We start from the raw sequence: 21,581 nt of genomic DNA on the forward strand, positions 1-21,581 counted from the left end.
ATGAAAAAACAATGGAGAATACTTTTTCAAATACTTCTTTATAATCTGGTACTCGCCGCTTGTGTAGAATATGATGCAAAGCCATTCACGGGTAAAACATTGCCACGAACTACCGGATATAGTACCGGAGTGACTCAAGACTGGCTTTACTTTAACCTTCGCACCGGCGAACAGTTCAACACGCAAGCTCCCAATTATGATATTCCCGAAGGAGAGCAAAAAGAACGGGAAGATTGGGATTTGGCTTTCTGCGGATACCGTTTACGCACCAATAGTGGAACTTCAGGAATTGGTATGGGGGGAGCAGCCGATCTTGGATATGGCAATTATAACCACTGGACACACGTATACCAACTACCCCAAAACTTAGAATGGTCGATAGACAATGATAGCGAAGTATACGTCACCATGTCTCAGAACGATTGGAACAAACACTTAATTGATAACAACTTGGACTTCAAAAAAAATCCATGGTTCGATCCCAATAAAGGGCCAGCTAATACACTGGCAAGTGCCAATCCGGTATTAGCTAATGCCATGTATTTTGCCGGGCCTCCTCCTGTATACAGTCCTTCCCTTCATACTTATGTAGTACGCACGGCTGATGGGAAGAGGTATTTCAAATTACAGCTCATCAGTTGGTATAATGCCGATATAGAGATCGGCGACGGAGGTGGCCGGATCAGCTATTACTGCGATGAATTATCACAATAATCAAGCTAGGAAAGGAATAACAAATATGAAAACTAAAAACACATGGAAAACAATCGCGTCTTTCCTGATGGTGTTATTTACCATGCCACTCGGACACGCACTTATGATTTTAATGGAACACTTATTGTCCCCGACAATGCTTCATTATACAGCTTTTGGAATGGGTGCTTTGGGTATATTAATGGTCATTATCGGTGTATTTGCCAATGGTGACACCAAACAAACCCTATGGGGATTATTCGGAGGGTTGCTTTTTTGGACAGGATGGGTCGAATTTATATTCATGTATTATGCCCATCGCCATGGCGTACTACCCGAAATAGTCAATGGCGAGGTAGTTACCAAACCCGAATATCTCATTCTATCAGCCACGTTCGGTTTCTGGACAATGTTTATGATGCTCTATCTCTTTAGTGTAAGAACCGGTTGCAACTTCCTGAATTGGTGTCAAAAGGTTTTCTTTGGTAACAGAAGAGAAACTATAGTGGCACGACCCATGACACGCCATACATCTATCGTCACATTTATGGAATTGAATATGATACTATGGACCTCCTATCTGCTACTGATGTTCTGTTACGACAACCACTTTTTGGGCGACCATCACCCGGTAACATTTCTCATTGGTATCGGTTGTCTCATTGGATCGGTATTCATGTTTATTCGCCAACTCAAACTGAGCTCATGGGGTGCAAACATTCGGATGTCGATCGCTACCGTTATCGTATTCTGGACACCGGTTGAGATTTTGGGGCGTATCAATTTCTTTAGCGAAATATGGACTGATCCATTGAACCATATCACTGAGATGGTTACCGTCCTGACTGCTTTCATAGCACTTGCAGCCTACCTGTGGTATGTAGCATTCAAAAGAAAAAGAGCATAACGCATGAAACAATTAACATGGAGGAAACACCATAAATGGTTCGGGCTGCTATGTAGTTTTTTTATAGTGATGTTTTGTTTGTCTGGTATTATTCTCAATCACCGCACAACTGTATCGGGTATGAATGTCAGTCGTAAATGGCTACCTCGAAGTTACCGCTTTCAAAACTGGAATCACGGATTGGTACGGGGCAGTTTGCAAACCAGCATCGACGACAAACCCTCTATACTGCTCTATGGCGATGCGGGAATATGGCTCACCGACAGTCATGGCTCGCCGCCAGAGGATTTTAACAAAGGGCTGCCGCAGGGAGCCGATTTCAGAAACATACGAAACATTGTACAAACGAACAAGGGTGAACTATTTTCTGCAGGCTTATTCGGGCTATACCATTACAATCGCATTAAGAGCCACTGGGAATTGGTGAGACTACCAATGAAAGAAGAACGACTGACCGATTTAGTTGTAAGAAACGACACCTTGATCGCTGTCGGGCGTTCTTATCTGTACGTCTGCCCAGCTCCCCATAGGAGTTTCCGCATAGTGCAGATAAAAGCAGCGAAAGAGTACGACGGGAAAGTATCTCTATTCCGCACCATATGGTTGTTGCACAGCGGAGAGCTATTCGGTTCGTTCGGCAAGCTACTCATGGACATAATCGCTCTTATATTAATTGTACTTTGCCTGACCGGAGTATTCTATTGGTATTTGCCCAAGCATATAAAAAAGAGACAAAAACGAGGAAAAACGAACCGTATCAGTAAGGATTTATTAAATAAGTCACTTCTTTGGCACGACAAGTTAGGACGTTGGACGCTTTTCCTCACGCTCCTTATAGGCACCACCGGATGGTGCCTACGTCCACCGATTATGATTGCACTCCTCTTTACAAAGACCTCACCCATTCCCGGTACAGTACTCGACAGTTCAAACGCATGGGACGACCGTTTGCGCATATTGCGCTTTGACACCCGGCAGAATGAATGGTTATTATCAACCTCGGAAGGTTTCTATACACTATCTTCTTTAGAAGCCATTCCTGTAAAGTTGTCAAATACGCCTCCGGTAAGTATAATGGGGATCAATGTTTTAGTTCCAGACACCTGTGGTAATTGGCTGGTAGGTTCGTTCACTGGACTTTACGTATGGAACAGAAGAGATAATCAGATAAGAGACTACTATACAGGAGATGCTCCTCCGGCAGAAAAAGGCTCACCTTTCGGTGAGCACGCAATTGCAGGATACAGCAATGATTTCCCGAAACAACATTATATCTTCGATTATCAAACCGGTGCCAATTTCATACCGATGCCGCACAACTTTGCTGTATTACCTATTTCGCTCTGGAAGCTGTGCGTTGAGATTCATACAGGACGTATATACACCTTTCTGGAACCTGCGACACTTGTTTTTATTTTCGTTGCCGGTCTACTCACAGTATGGATACTCATCACGGGATATAAAATAAGGAAACGAAAAAAAGTATTTCGTTAGGCTTTTAACTCCAGATACTTGTTGATAACCCCCACCGATAACTGATCGGGAGCAATCAAGAGCGAATAGATGCCTTGTTGTTTGAGGGTCGAAACGATGAGTCGCTTCTCGTACGCCGTTTTTTGAGCGATAACCCTGCGGTAATAACTTTCCGTATCGGTAGCAGGCTGCTCTGCATAGGCTTTCAGTTCCACATCTTCGAAGAATACAACGAGCAAACGGTGCCGACGGGCAAGTTGCTGCAAGTAAGGAAGCTGCCGGTTCATACTGCCCACGCTATCGAAGTTGGTATAGAGGATAAGTAAGCTCCGCTTGCTTAAGTGTTTTCCCAAATGAACACACAAAGCCGAGAAATCGGTTTCGCCAAACGTCGTTTCCTGCTTATACAGGTTCTCGAGCAGCGTCTGCATCTGTCCGGTCTGCCGGGAAGCGGGAACAAAGGTATCGAACGCATCACTGAAAGTAACCAGTCCGGCTTTATCTTCTTTGCGCATAGCCACGTAAGACAATACCAAAGAGGCGTTGATGGCATAATCGAGCAGCGTCATCCCACGAAAGGCATGCTGCATCACGCGACCTTTGTCAATAAGGCTATAAATGGGTTGTGATCGTTCGTCCTGAAACACATTCACCATCAACTCATGCTTGCGCGCACTGGCTTTCCAGTTGATGGTGCGGTAATCATCTCCTTTCACGTATTCTTTAATCTGCTCAAATTCGGTTTGATGGCCGATGCGCCGTATCTTTTTGATACCCATTTCGGTTAGGTTATTGCTCATGGCGAGTAGCTCATAATGATGAAGCATGAGGTACGAGGGGTACACCTTGATGGTCTGTGGTTCGGCACACGAGAACCGACGTTGCAACAAGCACAGCCGCGTAGAAGCAAAGATACGTATGCGCCCGAAATCGAAAAGCCCCCGTTGCGTCGGTAGCAATGTGTAACTGATGTCTTTGCCCTCGCCTTGCTTGAGCGTACAGGTAAACCGGATGTCGCGTCGCTGAAAGATGGCAGGTATCTCGTCGATCACCGTAAGAGAAACGAGAAACGGATAGCGGCTGTCCACACGCAGGTGTACCGAATTGTCGTCGCCATTGGAGAAACGCTCGGCACAGCGTCGGGTGGCAGCGATACCGTGCGTGCGATACAAGAGCAGCGCATCTGCCAGTATCAATACAACGAGTACAGCCACAGCCACCTGCCCGATAATGAACAGGGAGCCGTACACATATCCTCCGCAGAGCAGCAGAATAACAGACAGCAAGATACGAAAAAGACGAGGAGTCAAGAACATAGGCTACGGGCAATAGTATCGGTTATTTATTTGGGAACTTCGACCTTATCCATCAACCGCCGGGTGACCTTAACAGCCGAGTAGCCTTCCATCTCGGCCTCAGCCGTAAGTATCAGGCGATGCTGCAATACGTAGGGGGCGACGAATTTAATATCCTCGGGCGTTACGAAGTCACGGCCTTGCAACAAGGCATAAGCCTTGGAAGCTTGCAACAACGCTACCGAAGCACGGGGAGATGCACCCAGATAAACCGACTTGCTGGTACGTGTTTGCTGCACAATCAGTGCAATGTACTGCAACAGCGTGCGGTCAACAAAAACCTCTTGCATCAAGGCACGCAGAGAGAGCAGTTCACTGCGCGAAAGAATAGGTTTCACATCGGCAAGCCGCACCAGTTCTGTCCGCGTATGGTGCCGTTCGAGAATGGCAACCTCCTCTTCGAGCGAGGGGTATTCCATCGTAATCTTCATCAGAAAGCGGTCGAGCTGCGCTTCGGGAAGTTTATAAGTTCCCTCCTGCTCTACCGGGTTTTGTGTGGCAAGGATGGTATAAAGCTCGCCCATGCGGTAGGTGGAACCGTCGATACTGATCTGCCGCTCTTCCATCACCTCAAAGAGAGCAGCCTGGGTTTTGGCAGGAGCACGATTGATTTCATCGACAAGCACCAGGTCGGCAAAGATAGGCCCCCGGTGGAAATCGAACTCGCTACGCTGCATATTAAATACGGTGGTGCCCAATACGTCGCTCGGCATCAGGTCGGGGGTAAATTGAATACGGCTAAAGTCGGCGTCAATCAAACGGGCGGTTAACTTAGCCAACAAGGTTTTGGCTACGCCCGGCACCCCTTCGATAAGCGCATGGCCATTGGCCAGAATCGTAGTAAGCACGAGATCGACCGTTTGTTTCTGTCCAACGATGATAGCAGCAATCTCTGCTTTGAGTTGAGCTATCCGCTCGCTAAAGTGAGTTAAATCGATACGTTGTTCCATTTATTTCAGTTATTATATGGTTTGTAAGATACTGAGCATTTGGTCTATCAACCGCTTCATTTGCTCGTTGTTCACCCGCTTCTCTCCACGCACCAACGGACGCAGTTCGTAAAGCAATCCGCGGATATCCGCCTCCTCTTTGCCTGTCTTTTCGGCCAAGTGCTTGCCGAGTGCCTTATCATCACTCCCATCATCGACATCGATGTGTAGCTCGCGACGCAATGTCTCGGCAAAATAGAGATATTGCTTCAGCACCAGATCGGTCGGGTTCTTCTGTTGAAAATAGAGTGTACCGATCAGTTTGGTGAACTCGAGCGTATTGTTCTCGGGTTGGCGAATAACCGGTATGGCGCGTTGCTGCCTGTGGGCACTGTTCACCATAAAGAGCACAATCGATATCAGGGTGAGGTAAAGCCCCCAGCGCAGTGCAGGTTGCGAAAGGAAATAGCGAAAGGGAGACTCCTGCTCTTGTGCAAAGACTCCGTAAGCCTCGGTGCGAAGCAACGGAAGCGGTTGCAGTTGAGAGAGCAAACGCCAGACATAGGTTGCATTACTGCCATCGAGCAGGGCATAGTTGGTCAAAAGCAGCGGCGTGGATACGAGAATGATCTCGCCACGCCCCACCGGGCAACTGATTGCTACCGGCGGCGGAAGGGTTTTCGTACTATCCAACGGTACAATGGCCGAAAGGTTGCATGCCAATACCTCAGTGAGCGAATCGTAGCGAACGAAGTGGCTCGGGCAAAGCTGCGGATAGAAACGGAAGTTGCGAGGAGCATACCGAAGCGTATCGCCTACCCACTGCAACGTATCGCGACTATGCAGCGAAGCAGCTACACTTTTCATTGCCTTAAAGCTAAAGTACGAGTAAGAACATTCGAACCCGAGCGTATCGCTCAATGCATTGCCGAAAGAGAGAGAGGCCAAGAGTATTTTATTGCCGCGGTGCGCCAATTCGATCAGTGCATCGACATCGGGCTTCGTTAAGTCGAGGTTCTGAGCCACCACCATGATGGCACGTGGCTGCACCGTATCGGTATCGGCAGCCAGTTGGTAAAAAGTGGAATGTGACAAAGTGTACCCCTGAGGCCAGGCATCGGTGAGCGACTCATCGAACAGAGCACAACCGAAAGGTTGCTTATCGTTGTGCCCGTACGTAGGGTTCCACACAAACCTCTTGGGCAAGCTGCACTCTATGGCAAACATAATCCCCAGAAAGAGAATGATAAACAGTGCAAAGCCGTACGAACCTTTCATGACACTCCTCCTTTCATTGCCAAAGCCGCAGGCAAACGCTGCAACAAAGCGTGTTGATCGCTCCGCATCCGATCGAATAACGGAAGCGTGGCATCAAAGTTACCATAGCGCACCCGCAGAAAGTTGTTGGTGATGCTCCGGAAGAAGCTGCGCAACGCCTCATCTTTCACCTCATACAGATACTCGGTGGGTGTTTTGTGGGGTTGCCAATTCAGCTGCCCGCCATCGCTCAACTGCTTCAACGTTTGCAGATAAAGCAAGCGGATGGCTTCGCGATAATCGCCACGCTGGCAGGATGCCTCGATACATTCGTCGAACGAAATGCCATAAATGGTATCTTCGTGCATATGATAGGCTGCCGAATGCTTCGGAGCACGCAAGAAGAGTTCGGGTCGTTTGCGGTAAAGGAACCAAAGCAGGCATAAAAGAATAAGCAATAGCAGCACGATGAGTACGATACCCGTATACTCTTCGGCAAAACGGTTTCCAAAAAGGAATTGCAGCACCTTGCCCAACCATATCTGAACGAGTCCCATCAAATTGACTTCGGGAGATAAGAGTTCGCGGTTGTACTGATAAGCCGAATCGGCTTGCCAGGCAGCGATTTTTGTGGTGTCGCACACTAAGGTATCGGCAAGGAGCGTCATTCCATCTATCTCTTAGAGTTTATCGAAATTCTCAATATCGCTCTCTATCGAAATGCTGTCGACCACCTCGGAAGCATGTCCGTATTGATAGGCTACGCCGACCAACGTGAAAGTCATGCCCAGATAGCTTCCATAACACTGCAAGATGGCAAAGAGGTAAATAACAAAGTTATAACCCACCGAAACGGTAACGGCATCGCCGGAATCGCTCATGCTGAACAACTGTTTCACCATCACTGCCACCGTCCACGGCGTGCCGATCACTCCTTGCAGAATACCGCCAATAATGCCCATCAGCAGCGTAATCAGGAAAACACCACCCCACGTGGCAAAACCCAACCGGAAGGTTTTACTTAAGGCATCCATGAGATGAATGTCCTCGAACAGGTAGATGGGTGCGTACAATGACAGGGGCACGATCAATGCAAAAAGCAGCGGCAAGGTTACAATAAGCGTGAAAGGAGTGAGCACTGCCAAGCCTATGACAAGAGCAATAGCAAGCAACAGCAACAAGAAGGTAAAAAGAGAGAGTCTGAACATCGCCCGGAGGTTGTGCATCAACAGCGGCTTCAACTCGGTCAATGTCATACCCGCCAAACGTTCGGGACGCTGACTGTAGGCTTTCATCAGTCCGTAAACCAATGAGGCAATGAGCATAGTGCCTACCCAATAACACAAGATGGTAAGCCCATAGGTTGTACCCAATTGCGGCAACGCAGACAAAATGGTATCGCTATTGCCCCCCTCAATTTCGCTCACGAGACCCATGTACTGGCTCATAAACCCGTTCAGACTCAATGCCTGCAACAGCGATAAGGGCAGCATCAGATAGGTAATAAACTTAAGCAGAGGCTTCCAATTCTCTTTAATGAAGTCGAACGAAGCATTCATTTTATCGCCAAACGAGCGTTTGGCGTACAACTTAATCGGGGCTTTCTGTGATTCCATACGTTTTTTTATTAGGTAAGTAAATATAATAATACAGTATAAATGCGAGTGAGAGAACGATGATGCTCAATCGAACGAAGTCGGGAAGGCCGGTATGCCGGGTCACAAACCCTTCGATAAACCCGGCCAATACAAAGATTGGCACAGTACCGATCACGATTTTAACCCCGCGACGGGCAGCACGGCGAAAGGAAGCCGCCCGGGAATAAGTGCCCGGAAACAACCATCCGTTGCCCAATGTCAGTCCGGCGGCTCCGGAGACGATGATTGCCCAGATCTCGAGCGTGCCGTGCAGCCAGATAGCCAGCATCGATTCGCCCAACAGCCCTTGCTGATAGAAAAAGGTTTGAAAAGAGCCCAACATCACCCCGTTATTGAACAGAATATAGCCGGTGCCGAAGCTGGTAAGCAGTCCCATGGCGAAACAGTTGAAAGATACCATTACGTTATTGAGCGTAATGCCGAGAAACATCGGAACCTCCTCGGCACCGTTATACACAGCCATCGGCTCGCCATTGGCTATATTGGCCAAGGTCATATCGACATATCCGTTGCCGAGTATGAGACGTACGAAGTTATCATCGTTCCACGTAGAAACCATACCGATAACGACACTCAGGGCGAAGATAAGAGCAGACAGCCGAAGCGCACCACGGGCATCGTGCATCGTTCGGGGAATTTCGCGCGTCCAGAAGGTAATGATGCGCGTCCAATGTTCGCGTTTGTTGCGATAGATGGCGTTGTGCAGTGCCGAAGCCAGGTTGTTGAGGTAAATCGTAATGCGCGAATGAGGATAATGCGTCTGAGCGAAAGCCAGATCGGCCGTCAGGTCCGTATAGGCATCAGCCACTCGGTCGGGATTGAGGTGCTCAATCTCTTCCAGCACCTTTTCGGTCTGCTTCCACTTATCGATGTTCCGACGAATAAACGTTACTTCCTTCATCCCAACAGGCTAATTCGGAGAAGTTTTGCCCGAATTAGTAAGCAAAAGTAACAGATTTATGATATATTTGCAACCGATACCTTAAAATATTTAAATAAAATGTCACAGTCGACTATCCTTACGGGACAATATGTACGTATCAGCCAAACCCCGGCAAGCGTCGGAGAGCGGCTTATAGCACTTTTCATCGACTATGTATTGGTGATACTTTACGTGATAGGAATGTCGGTTTTATTGGAGCGACTTAACATTCATGCCTTCTCCAGTCTGTCTTTCTTTTTCCTTTTCGGTTTCGTCTTTCTTCCTGCGTTGTGCTATCCGCTTTTGTGCGAGGTGTTTAACCGGGGGCAAAGCGTGGGCAAGCGGTTGCTCAACCTCCGGGTGGTGAAGGTAGATGGCTCTACCCCTAGCCTGAGTTCGTACCTGCTGCGGTGGCTCCTCTTTATTGTCGACGTACCACTGACGGGAGGATTGGGCCTCGTAGTCGTATTGCTGACCAAGAATAACCAACGGCTGGGCGATCTGGCTGCCGGAACGATGGTCATCAAGGAGAAAAACTACCGCAAAATACACGTCAGCCTCGACGAGTTCGACCACCTGACAAGCGGTTACCGCCCCCGCTATCCACAGGCGGCAGACCTTTCGATCGAACAGGTCAATACCATCAATAAAGTTCTCATCGCCTCCGTATCATCTACTAAAGGAGGTAAGCAACTAGCTGCTTTGGCCTATAAGATACGAACAACGCTGGCACTACCGGAAAGTGCCACCAACACAGATGACACAACATTACTGCACACGCTGCTACGCGATTATCAGTATTATGCATTGGAAGAGGTATAAAGAGCCCAACATACGATAGCGAGCCCAATAGACAGAATAAACAACTGTCAATCAAGATGTTAATTGTATCTAAAAGTTACAGAACTTAAATCGAAAGGTTTTTCTAAATTGATAAGAAAGGCTATATTGCGCAAAACTCATTCTTTATTAACTAAAATCTAGAAAGAACATGAAAGAATTCGTCAACCTACTAAAGAGATTCGCAAAAGGAATATTCTGTATTTATTTTCCAAGAGTGATAAATAAGAAAAGAGGCCTAACATGCTTATAAACATAACTTTTGAAAAGATAAATTGTCTTATCAATTACGCTATAGTCATAGCTATGATTGTTTGTTTTGCCCGCCAAACTCTATTTTTAGTGCGTGCCATTAAAAATAAAGACAGTAGAAGTATAAAAGTTGCTTTATTATTTCTTACTCTTATGGCTGTGGCCGCTTTCTTGATCGTATACTTCTAATAAAAATCGATGAAAGCAATTTAGTTGGAAAGCAACTGCTCTGTTGGTTGCAGTGCTGTGGTTCGGTTTATCCTCTTGCATCACATAGGGCGATAAAAAAGAAGAGACGGGTTCGACCATCGAAGGCATCTGGGTGGCGGCAGACCTTTCGCTCGAACAGGTCAATACGATTTGGAAGGTGCTCTCTACACGCTCAACAGCCATAAGGCAGGCACAGGTCTCTGCGCTGGCACAGAGGGTGCGAACTACATTGTCGCTCCCCGAAAGCCGTGCCGAGATAGACCCGGCCACACTGCTGCATACACTCGTACGAGATCACCAATACTACGCACTCGAAGAACTCTAAAGCCACCGCTCCGAGGCGCGCAGGGCACTCGTAGGGCGAGAAATCAGGCATTATCGGGCAATGCGTAATAAGTTAAAAGACAATAAATTAGGTGAGATAATCTTGTGTAAAACAAAATAAAACCTACCTTACGCGCATCCTTTTAGTAAGAAGTAAAATCTGAATCATCATGAAAAACGATCTCCACTATTCCCCCCAAAGTACCCCAAAGAGTAAAAATAGAGCGAGTGCTTCCGTAAAAGAAACGCTATTCGCTCTGCTCATCGTTTCAGTGATTGTTTGATTAGTTCTATGAATATTCATTATTTGTTATATTTCACCTAACTAAAACAATTCAACTTTATGGAAAACATTCTGAAAGCTTGGCTGGTAGACAACGCTGTTACCGTCGACAACAAAGAGGACAAAATCTTGCTGCCCGAAACGGCAGGAAACGCCACCCTGCCCGACATCTATCGGCTGATGAAGGCAGAAGACACGGGGCTGCGCGAGGAGACGATTCGCCACGTCACCGACCTGTTTCAACGCGTCGTTACGCGGCTCGTACTGAGTGGCTATCAGGTCAACACCGGTCTCTTTTATGCCACCCCGCAACTCAGGGGAGTGGTCGAACAGGGCAAATGGAATCCGGAGAAGAACTCCATCTACGTATCCATCACCCAAGGCAAGCAGCTACGCGAGGCCATCGCCAAGACACGCGTGCAGATTCTGGGCGAGAAGACCCACGGTATGTACATTGCCGGCAGCGAAGATGCCGCCACCCGCGCCGGCGACGGTAGTTGCACGCCGGGACGCAACTACGTACTCAACGGGCGGATGCTCAAGGTAATGGGTACCGACCCCGAGGTAGGTATCACCCTTACGCCCGAATCGGGAACGCCCATCAAGCTGTCGGCCGACATGATTGCCGTCAATAACCCCTCTCAACTCATCATCCTGCTACCGGCCGATCTGGCCAAGGGAACCTACGAACTGAAGGTGACCACACAGTTTGCAGGAGGGGGAAAAGCACTCAAAACACCCCGTTCGGTGAGCAAGCTCATCACCGTGAATGATGGCGATGGTACGGCCGACGAACCCGAAAATCCCTTTGGATAATGCACAGGGTGTGCAGCCTTGCGGTACACCTCTGTACCGCAAGGCTGCACACCCTGTGCCGACTGTCGGCACACCAACGTACCGACGCACTGCCTGCCGTGCCCAAGTAAAAGGCAGACGAAGCCGGAAACGAAACAGAGGTTGCAAGCATCCCCCGCCACAGCACGTGGGAGGATGGTTGCAACCTCTTTCTCACTCCGACTACCACCACACACACAACAGAAAAAAGAGAGGGGGGCGGAGGCAGTGCAAAGGATCGTTTCTCCTGTCTCGTTATTCCACCTGTCCCAGAGAGTTTCCGTATTCCATTTCTCCCTGAACCACGAAAAGAACCTCCTCGGGATCATACGTTCCCATGTCATCTTTCTTGGCTTCTTTCACGATGTAATCTACCACCTGTTCCAAGTCGATGTTGACGTACCCATCGGCATCGGGTTGAGCATCGAGTATGCCGCTTTCGGCGTAGTACTCGTCAATCAGATCCAGAAAGTAATACAACTCGTCCTGCGAAAACTTTTCTTTCAGCTCTTGTGGCAGGTAGTTTTGGATGAACTCGATGGTCTTTTCATCATCGGCATCAGCAAGTAAAAAATCGTCTTCCAGTCCCATAATCAGTTAAATTAAAAAGGTGAAACGTATAGCGAAATACTATAATAAGTTCTTTATCTTCTCGATGAATGCAGACTTGGCCACAGCACCCACTTGCTTATCGACCATAGCACCGTCTTTGAAGAAGAGCACGGTGGGGATGTTGCGAATACCGTATTCGGCGGGGAGTTCGGTGTTCTCATCCACGTCGCACTTGCCGATGATTACTTGTCCCTCGTACTCGGTTGCCAATTCTTCGATGATAGGACCTACCATCTTGCACGGGCCGCACCAGGGAGCCCAAAAGTCTACAACCACGGGCTTTCCTTCTGCAAGGAGCTCTTTAAAGTTGTCGTCTGTAATTACTAAAGCCATGTTCGTTTTAATTTTAAATATGTTATTACTCCGGCAAATATACTAATTTATCCGGAATTCAAGTTCGGGGTGTTGATTTAAAAAAGAGATTAATTCTTTCCCTACCGAGAGTTTTATGGGTCGGGCGATGAAATCGACATACATCTTTTCGTCCGGGTCGTTTATTTTAAAATAGAGCTCGGTGTTGCCCGTACGCTCCTTGACCAAGGTCGAGAGTTCGTTGACCAGCGTTGAGTCGATGGCCGAGAGGGGGATCATGATGGTCATCTTTTCGACCAGCTTCTCCTTCACATCGGGCAGGAGCTCCATTGAGGTGATCTTGATCTCCAGCTCATCCTGCCGCCACTGCTTGGCCTGACAGCGAGCCTTCATGTAGAGGAAGGTTCCTTCGCCCAAATAGCCTTGGTAGGTCACCCAGTCGTTGCCGAAGAAGGGGAGTTCGGTGAATCCCGAGTAGTCTTCGATCTTGACAATTCCGTAAGGATTGCCGTTCTTGCTGATGCCCCGGCGCACGGCGGTAACGATGCCTCCCATGGTGATTTCGCGCCCGGCCAGCGAGGCTTTATCTTCGAGTTCGGACAGGTGGGTGTTGCAGACATGATCGAGCACGATGGCGTATTCATCGAGCGGGTGTGCCGAGAGATAGATGCCGACAAGCTCGCGCTCCTTGTTCAACCGTTCCAGATCGCCCCAACGCTCGGCGGGAAGAATCTCGGGCGTTGCGATATCGACCACGTTATCGCCTCCGAAGAGGGAATTGACGGCAGCGGCCTTATCGGTCTGATAGCGGTTTCCGTAGCGCATCAGTGTTTCGATGAACACCTCATTGCGCGAATTGACGGCAAAGAACTGTTCGCGCTTGAGCTCGGGAAAGCTGTCGAACCCTCCGGCCAAAGCGAGGCACTCCATATTCTTTTTGTTGCAGGCATTGAGGTTGACGCGCTGCACAAAATCGAAAATACCGGTGAAGGGGCCATTCGCCCGCCGCTCCTCGATGATGCTTTGCACAGCGGCTTCGCCGACACCCTTTACGGCGCCGAGCCCAAAGCGGATGTTGCCCTCTTTGTTGACCGTAAATTTGAGATTACTCTCATTCACATCGGGGCCTAAAACCGACATGCCCATCGCCTTGCACTCGTCCATCAGCTTGGTAATATCGGTGATATTCGATAAACTTCGGCTCATAACGGCCGCCATATACTCCGAAGGATAATTGGCTTTGAGGTATGCGGTTTGATAGGCCACCCACGAGTAGCAGGTAGCGTGCGACTTATTGAAGGCGTAGGAGGCAAACTTCTCCCAGTCGCCCCAGATCTTCTCGAGTATCTTGGGGTCGTGTCCGTTCTTACGACCGCCCTCGATAAACTGAGGCTTCATGTGATCGAGCTTGTCGCGCAACTTCTTACCCATCGCCTTACGCAGGGCATCGGACTCACCGCGGGTGAAATCGGCCAGCAGACGCGACAGCAACATGACCTGTTCTTGATAAACCGTAATTCCGTACGTATCTTTCAGGTATTTCTCCATGACGGGGATGTCATATTCGATGGGCTTACGGCCGTGTTTACGGTCGATAAAGTCGGGTATATAATCCATAGGCCCCGGTCGGTAGAGGGCGTTCATGGCAATAAGGTCTTCGAACGTGGTGGGTTGCAACTCGCGCAGGTACTTTTGCATACCGGCCGACTCGAACTGGAAGGTACCCACCGTGCGCCCGTCGCTATAAAGCTTATAGGTGACCGGATCGGCTATATCGATGGTATCGATGTCGATATGGATGCCGCGGCTTAACCGGACATTCTCAACGGCTTCTTTGATGATGGAGAGGGTTTTGAGGCCGAGGAAGTCCATCTTGATCAGCCCGGTATCTTCGATAACCGAACCTTCGTACTGGGTCACCAGCATCTTCTCGCCCGTTTCTTTATCGTCGGCCGTGCTTACAGGCACCCAGTCGGTGATGTCGTCGCGACAAATAATGGTTCCGCAGGCGTGTACACCCGTTCCGCGCACGTTGCCTTCGAGCATTTTAGCGTACTTAATCGTATCGCGTACCTGAGGGTCGGGCGAGGCTTCTGCCGCTTGCAACTCTGCCACGTAATCGATGGCGTTGCGCAGGTTTAGTTTCTTGTCGGGAATCTTATCGGGCACGAGCTTCGTCAAGCGATCCGATTCGGACAAGGGCAGTTTCTGCACACGAGCCACATCCTTGATCGCCGACTTCGTGGCCATGGTGCCGTAGGTAATGATATGAGCTACCTTTTCGGACCCGTACTTTTCGGTTACCCAACGAAGCACTTGTCCGCGACCGTCATCATCAAAGTCGATATCGATATCGGGAAGGGAGATACGGTCGGGATTGAGGAAACGCTCGAACAGCAGGTCGTACTGAATAGGGTCTATTTTCGTAATCTGCAAACAGTAGGCAACGGCCGATCCGGCAGCCGAACCACGTCCGGGACCCACCGAGACTCCCATACTGCGGCCGGCGGCAATAAAGTCCTGCACAATGAGGAAGTAGCCGGGGAAACCCATCGTCTTCATGATGTACAACTCGAAAACCAAACGTTCCTTGACCTCGGGTGCCAACGGGTCGCCATAAAACTTCTTGGCTCCTTCGAACGTCAGCTTAGCCAGGTAGTCGGCTTCGAGTTTGATACGATAGAGTTTATCGTATCCACCCAGCGTTTTTATTTTGTTGTTGGCATCTTCCTCGCTGAGCACCACATTGCCATTCTCGTCGCGGGTGAACTCATTGAAAAGATCCTCTTCCGTATATTTCTGACGATAGCCCTCTTCTGTACCAAACTCTTCGGGGATATCGAAAGTAGGCATAATAGGGGCATGGTCGATGGAGTAATATTCTACTTTATCGAGAATCTCGAGCGTGTTGCTCAAGGCTTCGGGCACATCTTCGAAAAGCCGGTTCATCTCCTCCCGGGTCTTCATCCACTCCTGCTTGGTGTAGAGCATCCGCTTGGGGTCGTCAAGATCCTTGCCGGTACTCAAACAAATGAGTCGGTCGTGCGCCTCTGCATGTTCTTCGTTTACAAAGTGAACATCGTTGGAGCAGATCAGCTTAACACCATATTTACGAGACAGCTTGATCAGGTGCTCGTTAACGTTGGCCTGCAAGGGATACGCCTCATAATTGGCACGCGGCACGGTGGCTTTGTGGCGTTGAAGTTCGAGGTAATAATCGTCACCAAACAGTTTTTTATACCAGCGCACAGTCTCTTCGGCTTCATCAAGCAATCCTTGTGTGATTTTGCGAGGCACCTCGCCACCCAGACAAGCCGAGCAAATGATTAATCCCTCGTGGTATTTTTCAAGATCGTTTCGGTCGGTACGCGGACGCATATAGTACCCTTCGGTCCATGCGCGCGACACCAGTTTGATCAGGTTGTGATAGCCTTTTTCGTTTTTAGCCAATACGATAAGGTGGTAACCGCTCTGATCGGGTCTTCCCTCTTTTTTATCCATGGTGCGGCGAGCCACATACATCTCGCAACCAATAATCGGCTTAAAAAGTTTCGCTTCGGCTTCGGCTATTTGTCGCTTGCAGGTGGCTATTTCATCCTCCTTATTTTCACATTCGACTTTCCCCTGCTCAATGGCTGTAATGCGCTTCTTGAGTTGTTTGATTTCGCCCCTGGGTCCGCTGTTTTTCTTATTGACGTAGTTGGTGAATTCTTTAATTCCAAACATGTTACCATGATCGGTAACGGCAATCCCTTTCATTCCGTCCTTCATGGCTTTGTCGACCAACGCACTGACGCTGGCCTGACCATCTAAAAGAGAATACTGAGTATGAACATGTAAATGAACGAAATCCTGCATAGTGATAGTTGATGATTTGAAGGCATAAAAGTACTACCTCTGGCGTTACGAACAAAAATAATAGGCTAAAAGTTATCAACATCGGTATTTCTCTGCCCATTTACTTGCTCGGTTTTCAAAATTAGTATATTTTTGCAGACTATTATCATTAAACTCCACACATGGGCCGACTTAAAAAATTAAAGAAAATCCGTATCCATCATGAAGGAACACATATTTTATGGGGTAGCTTCGTATTGTTGCTTGCCATTAATGCCGCTCTTTATTTTGGAATCGACTGTAAGATACCGTTTTATCTGATAGCCTTAACCAGTACCGTTGTCTATTTGCTGATGGTCAATTTCTTCCGCTGTCCGATACGTCTTTTCGGTCAGGACACTGAAAAAATTGTCGTAGCTCCGGCCGATGGCAAAATCGTAGTTATCGAAGAGGTGGACGAACACGAATATTTTCACGATCGCCGCATCATGGTATCTATCTTTATGAGTGTACTCAACGTACATGCCAACTGGTATCCGGTAGACGGTGTAGTGAAGAAAGTAGGTCATGAAAACGGAAAATTCATGAAAGCATGGCTGCCCAAAGCCAGCACAGAAAACGAACGTTCGATGGTAGTTATTGAAACTCCCGAAGGAGTGGAAGTAATGGCACGACAAATTGCAGGAGCGATGGCACGCCGTATTGTTACTTACGCCGAAGTAGGCGAAGAGTGCTACATTGACGAGCACATGGGATTCATCAAATTCGGTTCACGCGTGGATGTGTACCTTCCCTTAGGCACTGAGATTTGTGTCAGCATGGGACAATTAACGACCGGTAACCAAACAGTTATCGCCAAACTCAATTAATCAAAACCTGTCACGATGGCAAACGCTCTTACTCGTCATATACCGAATACGGTTACCTGCTTCAACTTGTTCTCGGGCTGTATTGCCTGTGTCATGGCTTTCGAAGGTAACTATCAAGCTGCTCTCGGCTTTATCATCTTAAGTGCCGTTTTCGATTTCTTCGATGGCATGCTGGCTAGGCTATTAAAAGCACCATCGGCTATTGGTAAAGAATTAGACTCCCTAGCCGATGATATCAGTTTTGGTGTAGCACCATCATTGATTATCTTCTCTTTTCTAAAAGAAGTATCTTATCCCGATTTTCTGTTGGGAGTAAAAGAATATATTCCTTATTTAGCCTTCCTCATCGCCGTCTTTTCGGGGTTGCGATTGGCCAAGTTTAACGTGGACGAGCGGCAAACAAGTTCCTTTATCGGACTGCCAACTCCTGCGAATGCACTATTTTGGGGTGCTCTCATTGTAGGAGGATATGATTTCTTATTGGCGCATTTCAACGTTATCTACCTATTGATAGCAGTCTGCCTTTTTTCATGGTTACTCATTGCAGAGATTCCCATGTTCTCACTGAAATTCAAGAACTTATCATGGAAGGACAATAAGATCAGTTTCATTTTTCTTATCGTTTGCGCACCGTTATTGATCTTTCTGGGCATCAGCGGATTTGCAGCGATCATCGCTTGGTATATCATACTTTCACTTTTTACAAGAAAAAATAAATAAACAATCCTTTTGGCACGTTTGTTGTACTACCAGTTTCAAACAACGTATAAAACGAATAGTCTATGTTTCATTTATTAGGATTCTTATTCATTATCTTCCTTGTTGTACTCGTCATCGGCTTATCGATTGTAGGCAGCATATTGCGAGCGGTTTTCGGCTTTGGTCGTCGTCGTTCTACACCGAAGGGTACGCACCGCACCTATCGCAACGTAAATCCAACAGAAGGAGATCCTATCTATAAAAATAACGAAAGCGAAGAGGTCATCAACGAGCCATCCGGCACTAAGCATAAGAAGATTTTCACGAAAGAAGAAGGTGAGTATGTCGATTTTGAAGAGATAAAAGACTGATACTGACTATTTTCGTTTATCGGCAAAGAAGGCTTTCATCAACCCGGCACACTCTTCGGCAAGTACACCTTTCACAACCACAGTTTTAGGATGCAAGGCATGAGCTGCGTACTTCTGAAAGCCACGTTTCTCATCTTCCGCACCAAAAACCAGCTTTCCGGTTTGCGCCCAGGCAATAGCACCTGCGCACATCACGCAAGGTTCTACAGTAACATAAAGAGTACATTCGTTCAAGTATTTACCCCCAAGCACATTGGCAGCAGCCGTAATGGCTTGCATTTCGGCATGAGCAGTGACATCGTTCAATGCCTCTGTCAGGTTATGGGCACGGGCTATAATGCGCTCACAGCATACCACAACAGCTCCAACCGGAACCTCGCCACGCTCGCTCGCCTTGGCGGCTTCGAGTAGTGCTTGTTTCATAAAATAAGTATCGTCCAACATAATTCAGGAAGAGGATTGGTCATTAGCGTCTCATATCATGTTCACCGAAAAGAGTGGGATAATCGGCCTCCATGTTTTTGTGTATAAACGTCAGAATCGTTTCACGTAGCCAGCGCGATTTGTTCGTTATCTTGTATTTCTCCAGATAACGATCCACAATGAGCTGCTCGTCCTCACTCATCAGACAAGTTATGCGTTGTTGACGTTTTGGTTCGTCAACTGACGCTTTTGCACATTTTTTATCTCGCTTTCTCATATTCTTTGCAAATTTACTTTTATTCTGTCAATAGAAAGAATAAAAAGCGTATTTTTGCAAAAAAAGTGTTATGGCAAAGCATAATGAACTGGGAAAAGCAGGTGAAAGTGCAGCAGTAGCCTACCTCGAAGGTCAAGGTTATGTGATACGCCATCGAAACTGGCGCCGCGGCCATCTCGAGCTTGATATTGTTGCCATCAAGAACAACGAGTTAGTGGTAATCGAAGTAAAAACCAGACATGACACCCACTTCGGACAGCCCGAAGAAGCGGTAGATCAACAAAAGATCAGACGAACCGTACGTGCTACGGATGCATACGTTAAGTTTTTTCAGCTAGATGAAACCATTAGATTCGATATCATCACGGTGGTAGGTGAGCCTGGAACGTTTCAAATCGAGCACTTAGAAGATGCCTTTTACCCACCACTCTTTTAAACAAATACAGGTATGGATATAGAAACACTCAGAGAGTATTGTCTCAGTAAAAAAGCAGTGACAGAATGTCTGCCATTCGATGAATACTCACTTGTTATGAAAGTAATGGGCAAGATGTTTGCCCTTATCGATCTCGAAGGAGGCAATAGTATCTCTCTCAAATGCGACCTTGTTTACGCCATTGAACTACGCGAACAATACGCATCTATCGAAGGTGCCTATCACTTCAACAAAAAATATTGGAATCAAGTATCACTAACCGGCGATGCAGGCGATACCTTGATTAAGCAACTGATAGACCACTCTTACGAAGAGGTTTTAAAGAAGTTTACTAAAAAGCTACGTACCGAATATGATGCACTCCCCTGAAATGTTTCCTGTACCTTTACTACATCTCGAACAGACAGATTCGACCAATCATTATCTGAAAACAATCTGCGACGAGTCCTCGGTAACGGAGTTAACAACCGTCGTTGCCGATTATCAAACCTCCGGCAGAGGTCAACGAGGCAATAGCTGGGAGTCGGAAGCAGGTAAGAATTTAATGTTCAGCTTCGTGCTTTATCCTACCTTTCTGGAAGCCCGCCGGCAATTCCTTCTCTCTCAACTCATCTCGCTTGCCATCAAAGAAGAGTTGGATCGGTATGCCGAAGGATTTTCGATTAAATGGCCGAATGATATTTACTGGCATGAGCAAAAGATAGCAGGCATACTGATTGAACACGATTTAACCGGATGTTGTCTGGGGCGCAGTATTGCGGGTATCGGACTGAATGTTAATCAGACTGTTTTTCACAGTACAGCTCCTAACCCCGTATCATTGTATCAGATAACCCGGCAAGAACACAATTGCCTTGCTCTTCTATCTACAATCATGAAACGAATACAAACAGAGTACCTGTCTGTTCAAAACGGTGAGGAAGCAAACATTGCTGACCGCTACCGTGCCTCTCTCTTCAGAGGGAAAGGAATGCATCGATACGAAGATCTACACGGAGAGTTTATGGCAGAAATTATCCACATCGAACCCGAAGGCATACTTGTATTGCAAGATGATAAAGGGCAAAGAAGAAAATATGCATTTAAAGAGGTGAAATATCACTTGCTGTGACTTCTTTCCTATGCGCATAATGTACATCGAGAACAGACGATACTAGTAAATATCAGTCGCTTGCATCATCCTAATCGCAAATCATTAAATACTACCTTTCTTAGGTAAAATCACCAGCTTTGCAGTACAATATTTATAGCATGTAATGATTATTGTATTTCATAGACATTATCAATTCAGACACTGGCTTGATTAGAAATAGACATTTCTGAAATGTTAAAAGCAACTCGAAAATAGATCTCTACACCCACTAAAACCCTTTTTCACCACAGAGGATACAGAGAATATAGAGGAAAATACAAAGAGAAACGCAGAGGAGATTCTACGGAAACTTCTCTGTATTGCCTCTGTACTTCCTCGTGCCTTTTCTTTCTCTTCTTCTTCTTCTTCTCTTTTCTCTCTCTTTCTCTTTTTCCACTCCGTGTTCTCTGTGTCCTCTGTGGTGAAAGAGAATGCACTATGGTGAGTTTCGCTGAGCTAAGCTGAGCTATGAGGTGTATCTATAACGTAAAACGTCCCGTCAGTCTGATCGACTAACGGGACGTTTCTAAAAATGGCGGCTACCTACTCTCCCACTGTTACGCAGTACCATCGGCGTGATCAGGCTTAACTTCTCTGTTCGGAATGGGAAGAGGTGGAACCCTGATGCTATAGCCACCTAAATAAGGTTGACATGACAAAAACCAAAAAAGAATCA

24 protein-coding genes and 1 rRNA gene are annotated in these 21,581 nt (G+C 47.3%); 13 read left to right on the forward strand and 12 right to left on the reverse strand.

Going from position 1 to position 21,581, the window contains the following annotated elements; translation table 11 throughout:
• The 3 genes from TY03_RS08220 to TY03_RS08230 are packed head-to-tail and all read left to right on the forward strand — an operon-like array spanning position 1 to position 3,094.
• Positions 1-714, forward strand: a complete 714-nt coding sequence (locus tag TY03_RS08220) for an HmuY family protein (RefSeq protein WP_042369327.1) — start codon at positions 1-3, stop codon at positions 712-714.
• A 25-nt stretch (positions 715-739) separates the two neighbouring features.
• Entirely contained in the window at positions 740-1,600 is an 861-nt protein-coding gene (locus TY03_RS08225; RefSeq protein ID WP_052332445.1) for a hypothetical protein, read from the forward strand.
• 3 nt (positions 1,601-1,603) lie between these two features.
• A complete protein-coding gene (locus TY03_RS08230) occupies positions 1,604-3,094 on the forward strand; it encodes a PepSY domain-containing protein (protein ID WP_042368831.1) in 1,491 nt (496 codons plus the stop codon).
• On the opposite strand, the gene TY03_RS08235 is transcribed toward TY03_RS08230, so the two are convergent.
• The 6 genes from TY03_RS08235 to TY03_RS08260 are packed head-to-tail and all read right to left on the reverse strand — an operon-like array spanning position 3,091 to position 9,173.
• Positions 3,091-4,389 (reverse strand): DUF58 domain-containing protein, encoded by a 1,299-nt coding sequence (locus TY03_RS08235; protein WP_042368832.1) that lies wholly within the window; start codon positions 4,387-4,389, stop codon positions 3,091-3,093. The genes TY03_RS08230 and TY03_RS08235 overlap by 4 nt on opposite strands.
• Before the next feature lie 26 nt (positions 4,390-4,415).
• A complete protein-coding gene (locus TY03_RS08240) occupies positions 4,416-5,378 on the reverse strand; it encodes an AAA family ATPase (protein WP_042368833.1) in 963 nt (320 codons plus the stop codon).
• Positions 5,379-5,390: 12 nt separating this feature from the next.
• Positions 5,391-6,635: a DUF4350 domain-containing protein gene (locus tag TY03_RS08245; protein ID WP_042368834.1), complete on the reverse strand. Its 1,245-nt coding sequence runs from the start codon at positions 6,633-6,635 to the stop codon at positions 5,391-5,393.
• Positions 6,632-7,282, reverse strand: a complete 651-nt coding sequence (locus tag TY03_RS08250; protein ID WP_042368835.1) for a DUF4129 domain-containing protein — start codon at positions 7,280-7,282, stop codon at positions 6,632-6,634. The genes TY03_RS08245 and TY03_RS08250 overlap by 4 nt, the downstream gene beginning before the upstream one ends.
• Positions 7,283-7,294: 12 nt before the next feature.
• Positions 7,295-8,230, reverse strand: a complete 936-nt coding sequence (locus TY03_RS08255; RefSeq protein WP_042368836.1) for a hypothetical protein — start codon at positions 8,228-8,230, stop codon at positions 7,295-7,297.
• Positions 8,205-9,173 (reverse strand): stage II sporulation protein M, encoded by a 969-nt coding sequence (locus TY03_RS08260; protein ID WP_042368837.1) that lies wholly within the window; start codon positions 9,171-9,173, stop codon positions 8,205-8,207. Before TY03_RS08260 ends, TY03_RS08255 begins: the two co-directional genes overlap by 26 nt.
• Before the next feature lie 99 nt (positions 9,174-9,272).
• On the opposite strand from TY03_RS08260, the gene TY03_RS08265 reads away from it, so the two are divergent.
• The 4 genes from TY03_RS08265 (at position 9,273) to TY03_RS22355 (ending at position 12,238) form a co-directional block, all read left to right on the forward strand.
• Positions 9,273-10,016 carry an RDD family protein gene (locus tag TY03_RS08265; RefSeq protein ID WP_042368839.1) on the forward strand — a complete coding sequence of 248 codons (744 nt, stop codon included), beginning with the start codon at positions 9,273-9,275 and terminating at the stop codon, positions 10,014-10,016.
• Positions 10,017-10,608: 592 nt separating this feature from the next.
• Positions 10,609-10,821 (forward strand): hypothetical protein, encoded by a 213-nt coding sequence (locus TY03_RS22350; protein WP_148335601.1) that lies wholly within the window; start codon positions 10,609-10,611, stop codon positions 10,819-10,821.
• 342 nt (positions 10,822-11,163) lie between these two features.
• Positions 11,164-11,919: a DNA-binding domain-containing protein gene (locus tag TY03_RS08275; RefSeq protein WP_042368842.1), complete on the forward strand. Its 756-nt coding sequence runs from the start codon at positions 11,164-11,166 to the stop codon at positions 11,917-11,919.
• Complete coding sequence (locus TY03_RS22355) at positions 11,912-12,238, forward strand: hypothetical protein (protein WP_148335602.1); 327 nt, start codon at positions 11,912-11,914, stop codon at positions 12,236-12,238. The genes TY03_RS08275 and TY03_RS22355 overlap by 8 nt, the downstream gene beginning before the upstream one ends.
• Here TY03_RS22355 and TY03_RS08280 read toward each other — a convergent pair.
• Genes TY03_RS08280 through dnaE form a run of 3 tightly spaced genes read right to left on the reverse strand, consistent with a single transcriptional unit; the run spans position 12,193 to position 16,719 of the window.
• Positions 12,193-12,528: a hypothetical protein gene (locus tag TY03_RS08280; RefSeq protein WP_042368844.1), complete on the reverse strand. Its 336-nt coding sequence runs from the start codon at positions 12,526-12,528 to the stop codon at positions 12,193-12,195. The two genes, TY03_RS22355 and TY03_RS08280, sit on opposite strands and share 46 nt — an antisense overlap.
• Positions 12,529-12,567: 39 nt before the next feature.
• Positions 12,568-12,882 (reverse strand): thioredoxin, encoded by a 315-nt coding sequence (gene trxA, locus TY03_RS08285; protein WP_042368846.1) that lies wholly within the window; start codon positions 12,880-12,882, stop codon positions 12,568-12,570.
• 42 nt (positions 12,883-12,924) lie between these two features.
• On the reverse strand, positions 12,925-16,719 hold the full coding sequence (dnaE, locus tag TY03_RS08290; protein WP_042368848.1) for a DNA polymerase III subunit alpha: 3,795 nt from the start codon (positions 16,717-16,719) through the stop codon (positions 12,925-12,927).
• A gap of 161 nt (positions 16,720-16,880) precedes the next feature.
• Between dnaE and TY03_RS08295 the strand changes: the two genes are divergently transcribed.
• The 3 genes from TY03_RS08295 to TY03_RS08305 all read left to right on the forward strand — a co-directional run bounded on the left by TY03_RS08295 (position 16,881) and on the right by TY03_RS08305 (position 18,637).
• A complete protein-coding gene (locus TY03_RS08295) occupies positions 16,881-17,567 on the forward strand; it encodes a phosphatidylserine decarboxylase family protein (RefSeq protein WP_042368850.1) in 687 nt (228 codons plus the stop codon).
• Between the two features lie 15 nt (positions 17,568-17,582).
• Complete coding sequence (pssA, locus tag TY03_RS08300; protein WP_042368851.1) at positions 17,583-18,287, forward strand: CDP-diacylglycerol--serine O-phosphatidyltransferase; 705 nt, start codon at positions 17,583-17,585, stop codon at positions 18,285-18,287.
• A gap of 62 nt (positions 18,288-18,349) precedes the next feature.
• The gene (locus TY03_RS08305) at positions 18,350-18,637 is read left to right on the forward strand and encodes a DUF4834 family protein (RefSeq protein WP_042368853.1); all 288 of its coding nucleotides are present in this window, start codon (positions 18,350-18,352) and stop codon (positions 18,635-18,637) included.
• Between the two features lie 6 nt (positions 18,638-18,643).
• Here TY03_RS08305 and TY03_RS08310 read toward each other — a convergent pair whose 3' ends face one another.
• Both TY03_RS08310 and TY03_RS08315 read right to left on the reverse strand, forming a co-directional pair.
• On the reverse strand, positions 18,644-19,081 hold the full coding sequence (locus TY03_RS08310; RefSeq protein ID WP_042368856.1) for a nucleoside deaminase: 438 nt from the start codon (positions 19,079-19,081) through the stop codon (positions 18,644-18,646).
• Positions 19,082-19,103: 22 nt separating this feature from the next.
• Positions 19,104-19,337: a hypothetical protein gene (locus TY03_RS08315; protein ID WP_042368857.1), complete on the reverse strand. Its 234-nt coding sequence runs from the start codon at positions 19,335-19,337 to the stop codon at positions 19,104-19,106.
• A 70-nt stretch (positions 19,338-19,407) separates the two neighbouring features.
• On the opposite strand from TY03_RS08315, the gene TY03_RS08320 reads away from it, so the two are divergent.
• From TY03_RS08320 to TY03_RS08330, 3 genes are read left to right on the forward strand one after another with little or no spacing between them, the layout of a single operon-like run.
• Positions 19,408-19,773, forward strand: a complete 366-nt coding sequence (locus TY03_RS08320) for a YraN family protein (RefSeq protein ID WP_042368860.1) — start codon at positions 19,408-19,410, stop codon at positions 19,771-19,773.
• A gap of 12 nt (positions 19,774-19,785) precedes the next feature.
• Positions 19,786-20,142 carry an MmcQ/YjbR family DNA-binding protein gene (locus TY03_RS08325; protein ID WP_042368861.1) on the forward strand — a complete coding sequence of 119 codons (357 nt, stop codon included), beginning with the start codon at positions 19,786-19,788 and terminating at the stop codon, positions 20,140-20,142.
• The gene (locus TY03_RS08330; RefSeq protein WP_042368863.1) at positions 20,126-20,884 is read left to right on the forward strand and encodes a biotin--[acetyl-CoA-carboxylase] ligase; all 759 of its coding nucleotides are present in this window, start codon (positions 20,126-20,128) and stop codon (positions 20,882-20,884) included. Before TY03_RS08325 ends, TY03_RS08330 begins: the two co-directional genes overlap by 17 nt.
• Before the next feature lie 551 nt (positions 20,885-21,435).
• Here TY03_RS08330 and rrf read toward each other — a convergent pair.
• Positions 21,436-21,546 (reverse strand): 5S ribosomal RNA (gene rrf, locus TY03_RS08335).
• Positions 21,547-21,581: the final 35 nt, after the last annotated feature.

It is taken from the genome of Bacteroides neonati, from assembly GCF_000499785.1.
In the GTDB taxonomy this organism is placed as follows: Bacteria; Bacteroidota; Bacteroidia; order Bacteroidales; family Bacteroidaceae; genus Bacteroides; species Bacteroides neonati.